The sequence below is a fragment of the Winogradskyella sp. 266wxhm genome, assembly GCF_058964685.1.
Genome location: NZ_CM179559.1, coordinates 572249 through 584234 on the forward strand (window position 1 = coordinate 572249; position 11986 = coordinate 584234).

9 protein-coding genes are annotated in these 11986 nt (G+C 34.1%); all 9 read left to right on the forward strand.

Annotated elements, in window-relative coordinates; all coding sequences use genetic code 11:
* Positions 1-119 precede the first annotated feature (119 nt).
* Complete coding sequence (locus AC2H4K_RS02705; protein ID WP_281138159.1) at positions 120-1205, forward strand: FUSC family protein; 1086 nt, start codon at positions 120-122, stop codon at positions 1203-1205.
* Positions 1206-1304: 99 nt separating this feature from the next.
* Positions 1305-2942, forward strand: coding sequence for a glycoside hydrolase family 43 protein (locus AC2H4K_RS02710; RefSeq protein WP_281138160.1), 1638 nt, complete (start codon positions 1305-1307; stop codon positions 2940-2942).
* 102 nt (positions 2943-3044) lie between these two features.
* Positions 3045-3221 (forward strand): hypothetical protein, encoded by a 177-nt coding sequence (locus tag AC2H4K_RS02715; RefSeq protein ID WP_281138161.1) that lies wholly within the window; start codon positions 3045-3047, stop codon positions 3219-3221.
* Between the two features lie 116 nt (positions 3222-3337).
* Complete coding sequence (locus AC2H4K_RS02720; protein ID WP_281138162.1) at positions 3338-5545, forward strand: RelA/SpoT family protein; 2208 nt, start codon at positions 3338-3340, stop codon at positions 5543-5545.
* Between the two features lie 26 nt (positions 5546-5571).
* A complete protein-coding gene (locus AC2H4K_RS02725; RefSeq protein ID WP_281138163.1) occupies positions 5572-6024 on the forward strand; it encodes a Fur family transcriptional regulator in 453 nt (150 codons plus the stop codon).
* 13 nt (positions 6025-6037) lie between these two features.
* Positions 6038-7318 carry an adenylosuccinate synthase gene (locus AC2H4K_RS02730; RefSeq protein ID WP_281138164.1) on the forward strand — a complete coding sequence of 427 codons (1281 nt, stop codon included), beginning with the start codon at positions 6038-6040 and terminating at the stop codon, positions 7316-7318.
* A gap of 85 nt (positions 7319-7403) precedes the next feature.
* Positions 7404-9224 (forward strand): OstA-like protein, encoded by a 1821-nt coding sequence (locus AC2H4K_RS02735; protein WP_281138165.1) that lies wholly within the window; start codon positions 7404-7406, stop codon positions 9222-9224.
* A gap of 7 nt (positions 9225-9231) precedes the next feature.
* Complete coding sequence (locus AC2H4K_RS02740) at positions 9232-10407, forward strand: aspartate aminotransferase family protein (RefSeq protein ID WP_281138166.1); 1176 nt, start codon at positions 9232-9234, stop codon at positions 10405-10407.
* A 160-nt stretch (positions 10408-10567) separates the two neighbouring features.
* Entirely contained in the window at positions 10568-11974 is a 1407-nt protein-coding gene (locus tag AC2H4K_RS02745) for a tetratricopeptide repeat protein (RefSeq protein ID WP_281138167.1), read from the forward strand.
* The last annotated feature ends 12 nt before the right edge of the window (positions 11975-11986 follow it).

Genomic DNA, 11986 nt, shown 5'->3' on the forward strand with positions numbered 1-11986 from the left:
TCTTGCTATCTTTTTTCAGATAACTTCGGTATTTTTGTAATCTCTATTCAAAACTTTTTCTTTACGCATAAAATCACTGAAAATTACTTCTTGGGTAAGAATTTGATGCCTTTTTGAAAATGAAGCAAAGTATACATAAAGAGCTTAAACAATTAGTTACCCTAAAGGACTCTAATAGAAAATGGCAAATGGCTTTACTAATTGCCATTTCATTGGGAGTACCTCTATTTTTAGGGATTTACTTTGGTAACGTCAGTGCTGGATTAACAGCATGTTTAAGTGGATTGGTAATACTTTACTTGCCCAGTACTGGTAGTTTAACAAATAAAATATCAACACTGCTTATAAGTGCATTTGGTTTCATTTTATCGTTTTCTATCGGACAATTTTTCAGTTTCAATCATATCGTTTCCGTCATTGTCTTTGGAATTTTCTCAATGGTAACCCATTGGATAATGTTATATTATAAAACAGCTCCACCTAGAAGTTTTTTCTTTATTTTTTTAGTATCTATATCTATTTGTCAGCCATTTAACCTTAACACCATACCTTTTAAAGTCGGACTTATTAGCCTTGGTTTAATGTTTGCTAGTTTTTTAGCTCTAGCCTATTTAGTCATAGAATCCCTAAAGACTAACCAAAACACACAGCCAAAACCTTCACCTATACTTCAAAAAAACAACTATGCCGATTATTGGGAGGCGATTATCATGGGAGTGTTTATGGCCTTATCCTTAATGTGCGGTTATTTATTAAAAATGAATAATGCGTATTGGATTCCTGTATCGTGTGCAGCAGTTATGCAAGGTGCATCACGTTATCATATATGGCAACGCACGTTTCAAAGAATTCTCGGCACACTTCTAGGTTTAGGACTGTGCTGGTTATTACTCAGTATTACCAAATCTATAATTATACTTTGTGTTTTTATAATCGTACTACAACTTATTGTAGAAATACTCATTACAAGGAATTATGCGCTGGCAGTAATTTTTATAACACCTTTGGCTATCTTTCTCTCTGAAGCTGCCAACCCAATTATAACCACACCAAACGAACTGATTGTTTTACGTTTTCAAGAAATTATAATTGGAAGTTTTATTGGTGCCATTGGTGGATGGTTGCTACATAAAGAAAAAGTTAGATACGCTACCATTAAAGGCTTAGCAAAAATCACTAATGGTTTTGAAAATAAAAATTACTAAAAAACTACATACTTAAAATCCCAAACTTGATTTTATAACAGAAAAAGCCGAACTTGGTTAACTTATAATTAAGCATTAATCAACAATCTGAGGCTAAAAATGATAAAAGAAAATCATATTTCGAGAATAATACTAACTGTTTTAATTACGCTTTTCAACTTGAGTTTAATCAATATTTATGCTCAAGTTGCTAAAAACCCTGTTATTTGGGCAGATGTTCCAGATGTTAGCACTATCAGAGTTGGTGATACTTATTATATGAGTAGCACCACAATGCACATGAGTCCAGGATTACCAATTATGAAATCCAAAGATTTAGTTAACTGGGAAATCGCTGGTTATGCTTACGACCGTTTGGTAGAGAATGATAAAATGAATCTTGAAAATGGTCAAGAAGCCTATGGAAAAGGGTCTTGGGCTAGTAGTCTTCGTTATCACAATGGCATATTCTATGTGTCCACTTTTTCTGCCACATCAGGTAAAACGCATGTTTACAAAACAAAAAATATTGAAACAGAGCCTTGGGAAGCATTTTCTTTTGAGCCTGTTCTTCATGACAACTCACTCTTTTTTGATGATGATGGTAAGGTATATATGCTTTACGGAGGAGGAACTATAAAACTTGTTGAATTACTTCCAGATGCATCAGGAATAAAACCAAACGGTATAGAAAAAGTAATTATAGACAATGTCAACTTAGTTTTTGGTAAAGATGAAGTTGGAGGTTTACCTGGTGAAGGCTGCCAAATACGCAAAATAAACGGAAAATATTACCTTTTCAATATTGCCTCGCCTAAAAGTCATTGGGCACGTACAGTAATTGTGCATAGAGCTGATAAAATTACTGGTCCTTATGAAGGTCGTGTTGTACTTCAAGACCAACATATTGCACAAGGTGGGTTAATTGACACGCCAGACGGAAATTGGTATGCCATGCTTTTTGGAGACCGAGGAAGTGTTGGTAGAATTCCCTACTTAGTCCCTGTTAAATGGGAAAATGATTGGCCTATTTTGGGAACTAACGGTAAAGTACCTGAAACTCTAGATTTACCAGATAATTCAAATGGTATTTTTGGCATTGTAGCTTCTGATGAATTTGAACGAAAAGAAAATGATCCAAAACTTCCGCTAGCATGGCAATGGAATCATAACCCTGATAACAAAAACTGGGCTATTCTTGAAAATCCGGGTCGATTACGTATTACAACAGGTCGTGTTGATAAAAGTATTTTATTCGCAAAAAACACGCTTACCCAACGTACGTTTGGTCCTAAATCTTCAGCCACAACTCTAGTGAATGTTAGTGAAATGAAAAATGGTGATGTTGCAGGTCTCATTGCCTTTCAAAACAAATTCGGTTACGTCGGTGTAAAGAAAGAAAATGATAAAATGTTCATTGTAATGACACAATCTAGATTAGGTTTTGAAGATGAAGACCAAAAACAAGGCATTAAAATGATAAACAAATTAAGTGAGTCATTCAAAGAGATAGAACAAATCCCTCTTCATCAAGAAAACGTATATTTTAAAATAGATTGTGATTTTGAAACTGATGAAGCCTATTTTTATTATAGTCTCGATGGTGAAAAGTGGCAAAAAATAGGCAACACTTTAAATATGGTATATACCTTTACCAAGCACTTTATGGGTTATCGCTTTGGGTTATTTAATTTCGCCACAGAAGAGGCTGGTGGTTATGTTGACTTTGATTATTATCGTGTAAATAAGATTGATTAAAAAGTAAAAACCTGAATTAGAAAAAAGTTCATGCTAACATACCTAAAACAAGTTTATTCAATAATATCAACTGTTCTACTTTTAATTTGAAAAAACACAGAAATGAAAAAAATATCACTCATTAAACTAGCTGGAATATTGCTCCTTACGTTCGGGATTACGGATTTGGATTTCGATAATCTTTTGATAAGTACAAACTATAAAGCATATATCTCAATGATTATTGGACTCATCATAGTCATAATATCATTCTTTATGCCTCAAAAATTGAAAGACTGATTAAACTTACTTCACTATTATCTTGATTTCAGAATTCAATAACTAAAATATAACCAATCAAAATTTCCTCATCAAACTCCATTGCCAGTTAAAAGAACTTTTACTACATTAGTTCTATGACAGAGGAAGCTATAGAAAAAGAAAATAAAGCCATTGCCAAAGCTTACAAAGAATTACTAAAAGTAAGCTATCAAACCTTAACGGATGATGATAAAAAATTAATTCGTCATGCCTTTGATGTGGCTGTAGATGCACATAAAGATCAGCGTCGCAAATCTGGCGAAGCCTATATCTTTCATCCAATTGCTGTGGCTAAAATTGTAGCTCAAGAAATTGGTCTCGATGCAACTTCTATTGCAGCAGCTTTACTTCATGATGTCGTAGAAGACAATCCAGATTACACCATTGCAGATATGGAACGTCTTTTTGGTGAAACCGTAGCGCGCATTGTCGATGGACTTACAAAAATATCATCCTTAAAAAAGGATATGGATGTCTCGCTTCAGGCTGAGAATTTTCGTAAAATGCTTTTAACCCTTAATGAAGATGTTAGGGTTATCATTATAAAAATTGCCGACCGTTTGCACAACATGCAAACTATGGAGTCAATGAGGGATGACAAACAAATTAAAATTGCTTCGGAAACCCTTTATATATATGCACCTTTAGCACATAGAATTGGACTCTACAATATTAAAACCGAACTTGAAGATCTTGGCTTAAAATACACCGAACCTGAAGTGTACAATGACATTGCCGAGAAAATGCAAGAGAGCAAAGAAGAACAAGATGCTTACATTAAAGCGTTCTCCAAAGTCATTGAAAATTCTTTAAATAAAGAAGGTCTTAATTATGAAATAAAAGGGAGACCAAAATCTATTTTCAGTATTCGTCGAAAAATGGTCAAGCAAGGCGTAAGCTTTGATGAAGTCTATGACAAATTTGCCATTAGAATTATTTACAGATCCGATTTGGAAAACGAAAAGTTTTTGGCTTGGAAAATCTATTCCATAGTTACCGATCACTTTACACCAAACCCTATTCGTCTTCGTGACTGGATTTCGTCACCTAAATCTACAGGTTACGAAGCACTTCACATTACCGTTGTTGGCCCAAAAAGTCGTTGGGTAGAAGTACAAATACGTAGCGAACGCATGAACGAAATTGCTGAAAAGGGTTATGCTGCGCACTACAAATACAAAAATGCCAACGAAAAAGAAGACAGTTTAGATCTTTGGATTAATAGACTACAAGAAGCTTTAGAAAACAATGAAGCCAATGCTGTAGATTTTGTTGAGCAGTTTAAGCTTAACCTCTACTCTAAAGAAATCTTTGTGTTTTCACCTAAAGGTGATTTAAAATCCCTTCCAAAAGGTGCTACTCCACTAGATTTTGCATTCAGTATTCATACTGAAGTTGGCATGAAAACACGTGGAGCAAAGGTGAACGGAAAATTAGTCCCTCTGAGTTATGAACTAGAAAGTGGTGATCGTGTTGAAATATTAACTTCAGATAATGCCAAACCTAATAGCAACTGGTTAGATTATGCTACTACAGCTAGAGCTCGCAGTAAAATTAAATCGGCCTTAAATGCCGATACTAAAGAGATTGCAGAAGAAGGCAAGGAAATATTAAGACGAAAGTTAAAGCAACTCAAAATAACACTCAACGAGAAATCGGTTAATGAGTTAGTAAACTATTTTAAGTTAAGCACCTCATTAGATTTATTCTACAGAGTTGGTATTGGCACTATAGACAACACCAAGCTAAAAGCATTTGCATCTTCGCGAAGCAATGCTTTTGTGAGTTATATTAAAAATAAAATCTATAAACCAGAAGCGCCAAAAGACATTCATAAAGAAGAAATTACTTCTAAATATGATATGTTAGTTTTTGGTAAGGAAGAAGAAAAACTCAACTATACCTTAGCCAATTGTTGTAACCCTATTCCTGGAGATAAAGTATTTGGTTTTTTAACTATAAATGATGGTATAAAAGTCCACAAAAAGAATTGTCCGAATGCCGTAAGTCTTCAATCTAATTACGCGTATAGAATTATGTCTGCCAAATGGATTGATTCTTCGCAAGAAGTTTATACTTCTCATATAGAATTGTCTGGTATTGATAATTTAGGATTAGTAAATGACATTACAAGTCTCATCTCGCAAAACATGCACGTTAATATGAAAAGCATTAGTTTTTCTAGTGATGATGGCGTCTTTACAGGTAGAATAACCGTACAGGTAAAAAACCAAGCGATGTTAAAAAAATTAATGGACAATCTTAAAAAAATTAATGGTATCGATAAGGTTTCTAGAGTTTAAAAATTGTGTAAATTTGCACCTTAATTATGAATGCAACTACAGAAGAAAGTAATCAGGAAATTGTAAAACGCGTATTTACACAATTCCTTGAAGAAAAAGGACATAGAAAAACGCCTGAGCGCTATGCTATACTTCAAGAAATCTATGATAGTGAAGAGCATTTTGATATAGAATCACTTTATATCAAAATGAAAAACAAAAACTATCGTGTAAGTAGAGCTACGCTTTACAACACTATCGAATTGTTGTTAGAATGTGCTTTGGTACGTAAGCATCAGTTTGGACAAAGTCAGGCACATTACGAGAAATCCTATTTCGATAAAAATCATGATCATGTTATTTTAACTGATACTGGTGAGGTTATTGAATTCTGTGATCCTCGCATTCAATCCATAAAAAAAACCATTGAAGAGGTTTTTGATATTCAGATAACTAATCATTCATTATATTTTTACGGTAACCGTAAAAAGGACGACTAACTAATTTTTTACAATGGCAGTAGATTTACTACTAGGTTTACAATGGGGCGACGAAGGCAAAGGAAAAATTGTCGATGTATTCACCTCTAAATACGATATTATTGCACGCTTTCAAGGTGGCCCAAATGCTGGACATACTTTGGTTTTTAATGGCAAAAAGCATGTTTTACACACTATTCCTTCTGGGATATTTCATGATAACACAGTAAACCTTGTGGGTAACGGTGTGGTAATAGATCCTGTTATTTTCAAAAAGGAATTAGATAAATTAGATGAGCAAAATGTTGATTATAAAAAATCCCTTTGCATCTCAAGAAAAGCACATATCATTTTACCTACGCATCGCTTATTGGATGCTGCGAGTGAAGCTTCAAAAGGCAAGGCGAAAATTGGATCTACCTTAAAAGGTATTGGTCCAACATACATGGACAAAACTGGTAGAAATGGCATCAGAGTTGGTGATATTGAATTAGCCGATTGGAAAGAGAAATATAGAGCTTTAGCTGATAAGCATGAAGCAATGATTGAATTCTACAATGTAGATATTCAATATGATTTAAAAGAACTTGAAGCTGATTTCTTTGAAGCTATTGAGACTTTAAAATCCTTAAAATTTATCGATTCAGAAGAATTCATCCACCAAGCACAAGCTTCTGGAAAATCAATTCTAGCTGAAGGCGCTCAAGGCTCTTTGTTAGATATTGATTTCGGAACCTATCCTTTTGTTACCTCATCAAACACAACTGCCGCTGGTGCTTGTACTGGTTTAGGTGTTGCACCAAACCAAATTGGTGAAGTTTTCGGAATCTTCAAAGCTTACACTACACGTGTTGGTTCTGGACCTTTCCCAACAGAACTTTTTGATGAAGATGGAGAAACTATGGCTAGAGTTGGTAACGAGTTTGGTGCTACAACTGGTCGTCCAAGACGTTGCGGATGGTTAGATTTAGTGGCATTACGTTATGCTTGCCAAGTTAATGGTGTTACACAGTTAATTATGATGAAAGGTGATGTTTTATCTGGCTTTGAAACCTTAAAAGTTTGTACCGCTTACAAATATAAAGGTGAAACTATCACACACTTACCATATAACATAGAAGAGGAAAATGTAACTCCTATTTACACAGAAGTAAAAGGTTGGGCTGCAGACTTAACAGGAATGACAGAAGCTTCGCAATTACCTAAAGAGCTTAACGACTATGTTGAGTTTTTAGAAAAAGAGCTTAATATTCCTATTACTATTGTTTCTGTAGGACCAGATCGTAAGCAAACTATTGTTAGGAAGACAGTTTAGATTTTCAATTAAGATTCTGTTAAAAAAACTGTTAACTCATACTAAAGCAAATCTATAAGTGTTACTTTACAAAAAACATATTGCTTTGAATAGTTTTAAGAATCTTCTTTTTCTACTTGGTTTCATCATAGCTTTTTCTGTTTCTGCTCAAGAAAAACAACGTATTACAGTTGAGTATGCTGGAACGTTTTATTCTGATCCGGAAATAGAAGATGGCGCTAAGGTTTTTCTTAGAGATAAATCTCAACAAGTTCACTTTGTTCACAAAGGAGCCGATGTATTTTGTGATAAAGCAATTTATTACGAAGATCAGGATTACCTAGAAGCTTTTAGTAATGTAAGTATGAAACAAGGCGACTCTATTAATATGGTCGCCAAATATGTAGAATATAGTGGAAAAACGCAACTCGCCTTCGCAAGAGGTGATGTTGTTTTAACGGAACCTCAATCGGTTTTAACGACTGACAAACTCTATTACGATAGAAATCGTCAACTTGCGTACTACGACACTAAAGGTAAAGTAGTTAGAGACTCATCTGGCACAATAACGAGTCAGATTGGTCGCTACTACATGAATGCCCAAAAGTATCAGTTTACTCAAGATGTAGTTCTTGTAAATCCTGAATATACTTTAAACACGGACCGTTTAGACTTTTTTACAGAAAACGGACACGCTTACCTTTTTGGACCTTCAACAATTGTGGGCGAAACTAGTAAAGTCTACTGTGAACGTGGTTTTTACGATACTAATAATGATACAGGTCATTTTCAAAGAAATGCCAAAATAGACTACGATAATAGAACTGTTGAAGGTGATAGCCTATATTTTGATAGAAACAAAAGTTTTGCTTCGGCAACAAATAACATAACGGTTACAGATACTATTAACAATAGTATTGTCCGTGGGCATTATGCCGAAGTTTGGCGTGAAAGAGATTCTGTTTTTATAACCAAGCGTGCTTTAGCGATTACAGTACAAGAAAATGATTCTGTTTACATGCATGCGGACACTTTAATGGTTACTGGAAAAGCTGAAAACCGTATTACACGTGGCTATTATAATGCTAGAATATACAAAAGTGATTTAGCCGGAAAAGCCGATTCCATTCATGTTGATCATAAATCTGGACTAACACAAATGCTGAATCTCGCACGTTTTAGTTCTTCCGATGCTTTTGCTCTAGCAAGAAAACCAGTGCTTTGGAATTTAGGCAATCAAATGACAGGTGATACCATTCATCTACTCTCAAATACAGAAACCGAAAAACTAGACTCCTTAAAGGTATTTAACAATGCGTTTTTAGTGAGTAAAGATACCTTGAGCGAAGATGGTTATGATCAAATCAAAGGACAACGACTGATTGGTTTGTTTAGAGATAATGAACTCTACAATGTTGATATTATCAAAAATGCGGAAACGATTCGTTATTTAAGAAATGATAAAAATGAGCTTATAGGAATCCAAAAATCAAAATCAGGAAGTATTAATATTCAAATTGTTGAAAGTGCCATCGAAGAAGTTCGTTTTATAAATCAAATTGATGGCTATATTTATCCTGAAGAAGATTTTCCAAAAAGCGGAAGACGACTTAGAGGTTTTAACTGGCGTGGAGACGAACGACTACTGTCTATTGAAGATTTATTTAAAGACGATCCTCCTTTAGATCTTCCAAAAATTCAAGGTTTGGAAGACTATGTTCCTCCTGAAGAATTTATTGACGATGCCGTTACCGAACGTATTGAAGAGGCTGGAAAAGAAACACCAAACAAACCTAACAAAGCGGCTAGGAATTTACCAGAAAAGGAAAAAACTAAACCGTTACAACCTAGCGTAAAAAAGCCTCAAAAAGCTTTTCAAACAAAGACTTTAAAAGTAGATAGTAGCTCCGTAAAAAAAGAAGAGTAGCGTAAAAATGTTAAGTGACTTTTTTAAATACCAAGCACAGACTTCTCCTCATCCTTTAGCTATGGAAGTCAGCCATTCCAAAGGAAGCTATATCTATGATAAAAACGGTAAAGGTTATCTTGATTTTGTTGCAGGTGTTTCTGCGTGCAGTTTGGGACACTGTCATCCTAAAGTTATTGAAGCCGTTAAATCTCAACTAGACAAGTATCTACATGTTATGGTTTATGGCGAATATGCTCAAGAACCAGCTGTTGAGCTTTCAAAGTTTATTGCAGAACATTTACCTAAACCTTTAGACACCACATATTTAGTCAATTCCGGAACTGAAGCTATTGAAGGTAGTTTAAAATTAGCACGACGCTATACAGGAAGAACCGAAATTATTGCCGCTAAAAATTGCTATCATGGCAATACAATGGGATCACTGAGTTTAATGGATTATGAAGAACGCAAAAAACCTTTCCTCCCATTAATCCCTGATGTAAAACATATTCAATTTAATGATGAAGCTGATCTTTCTCAAATTACGGAAAATACAGCTGCTGTGATATTAGAAACTATTCAAGGAGGCGCAGGCTTTATTCAACCCACAAATGATTACTTGCAAAAAGTCCAAAAGCGCTGTAATGAAGTTGGTGCTGTTTTTATCTTGGATGAAATTCAACCTGGTATAGGAAGAACTGGTAAACTCTTTGGTTTTGAAAATTATAACTGCCAACCAGATATTGTTGTCACAGGAAAAGGTCTTGGAGGTGGTTTGCCTATCGGAGCATTTACAGCTTCAAAAGAGATGATGTACACATTAAGTGACAATCCTAAAATGGGACACATTACAACATTTGGTGGAAATCCTGTTATAGCTGCTGCTGCTTTAGCGACATTAAAGGAAATAACATCCTCTAACCTAATGACTGAAGCTTTAGAAAAAGAAAAATTGGTAAGACAACATCTTCAGCATAAACACATTAAAGACATACGAGGCAAAGGATTAATGTTGGCTGCAATAACTGAACATGCTGACATAACAAACCAAGCTATATTAAAAAGTCAAGAAGAAGGTTTAATTCTTTTTTGGCTACTTTTTGAACCAAAAGCTATCAGAATTACCCCTCCTTTAACAATTTCTAATGAAGAACTTATTAAAGGTTGTAAGATAATCACTTCTATTTTAGATTCTATTTAATTCACCTAAACACATTTCAAATCACTGAATATCAGCTTAAAATTAATTTCAATTGAAGTTTTATTTCAATGTTAATTAATTTGTTAAAAACATTCAAGCAAAAATCTACAATGAACAATTGATAACAGTAAATTTATTCATGTGAATCATTAATCCGCTTATGCAATATAGTCACGACGACGAAAATTTATCTCTCACAAGGTTTGAATCGATGTTAAAAACAAACGATATTTTGTTCTTCGATTCTGACGAATTTGAAAACATCATCCATCACTATCTTGAAAATGGAAAAATGGCTTTAGCTAAAAGAGCTATCAAATTAGGTTTAGAACAACATCCTACTTCCATTAACCTAAGACTATTCAAAGTAGAGATTTTGGTGATTGAGAATAAATTTGCACAAGCCAATGAAATTTTAGAAATGCTTCACACATTAGAACCTAACAATGAAGAAATCTTCATTCAGAAAGCTAATGTTTTATCTAAACAAGATCATCACCAAGAAGCTATACAAACACTACTTATTGCTATTGGTATGTCTGGTACTCCAGAAGACGATGCCGATTTGTATGCTTTGGTCGGAATGGAATATTTGTTTTTAGATGAATTTGAAAATGCACTCATCTACTTTAAAAAATGTTTAGAAACTGATACTTCAGACTATTCTGCACTTCATAATATTGTGTATTGTTATGATTTCTTAAACAAAAATGATGAAGCTATCAGCTATCTCAATGAGTTTTTAGATTCTAACCCTTATTGCGAAGTCGCTTGGCATCAATTAGGCCGTCAATATTTTACTTTAAAAGAATACGCTAAAGCCAATGCTGCTTTTGAATTTGCTATTATATCAGACGATACTTTTGTAGGAGCATATATTGAAAAAGGTAAAGTTTTAGAAAAGCTGAAGCACTATGAAGATGCTATAGAAAACTATAAAATTACGCTTGCTTTAGAAGATCCAACCTCTTTTGCGCTTTTACGTATCGGTCATTGTTATGATAAGCTTGGACTTGAAGAGTTGGCTATTCAGTTCTTTAGAAAAACAGTTGATGAAGATCCTCTTTTAGACAAAGGGTGGATTGCGATAACTAAGTTTTACATGAAGCGCTTAAACTACCAAAAAGCACTTTATTATATCAATAAAGCTGTAAATATTGATGGTGAAAATGTGTTATACTGGAAACTCTATGCAACAATCAATAAGCGATTAAATTTTCTAGAAGAAGCCGAACGTGGTTATAAACGTTCTTTGGAATTGGGTAACTATGAATTAGAAACTTGGATTAACAGATCTGATATCTTAACTAGTTTAGGAGAATACCAAGGAGCTATTTTTAATTTAATTCAAGCAGCTGAGTTTTATCCTGAAAATGCTGAAATAGAATACCGTTTGGCAGGTCTATATTTTACAACTCACCAACAAGAGGAAGGCCGTTTTCATCTTAAAAATGCTACAAAACTGAATATTGATTACAGTTTTATAATTTCTGAGTTGTTCCCGAACCTAAATAACAAGCCTATGGTTAAGGCTATTATTTCTGAATCCAAAAGAACTTCCAACTAAAAAATCCATACC

Bases quoted from the DNA above. Each gene is read 5' to 3' on its own strand.
- AC2H4K_RS02710 (WP_281138160.1), top strand. From the start codon at position 1,305: ATGATAAAAGAAAATCATATTTCGAGAATAATACTAACTGTTTTAATT.
- AC2H4K_RS02715 (WP_281138161.1), top strand. From the start codon at position 3,045: ATGAAAAAAATATCACTCATTAAACTAGCTGGAATATTGCTCCTTACG.
- AC2H4K_RS02745 (WP_281138167.1), top strand. From the start codon at position 10,568: ATGCAATATAGTCACGACGACGAAAATTTATCTCTCACAAGGTTTGAA.
- AC2H4K_RS02720 (WP_281138162.1), top strand. From the start codon at position 3,338: ATGACAGAGGAAGCTATAGAAAAAGAAAATAAAGCCATTGCCAAAGCT.
- AC2H4K_RS02705 (WP_281138159.1), top strand. From the start codon at position 120: ATGAAGCAAAGTATACATAAAGAGCTTAAACAATTAGTTACCCTAAAG.
- AC2H4K_RS02740 (WP_281138166.1), top strand. From the start codon at position 9,232: ATGTTAAGTGACTTTTTTAAATACCAAGCACAGACTTCTCCTCATCCT.
- AC2H4K_RS02725 (WP_281138163.1), top strand. From the start codon at position 5,572: ATGAATGCAACTACAGAAGAAAGTAATCAGGAAATTGTAAAACGCGTA.
- AC2H4K_RS02730 (WP_281138164.1), top strand. From the start codon at position 6,038: ATGGCAGTAGATTTACTACTAGGTTTACAATGGGGCGACGAAGGCAAA.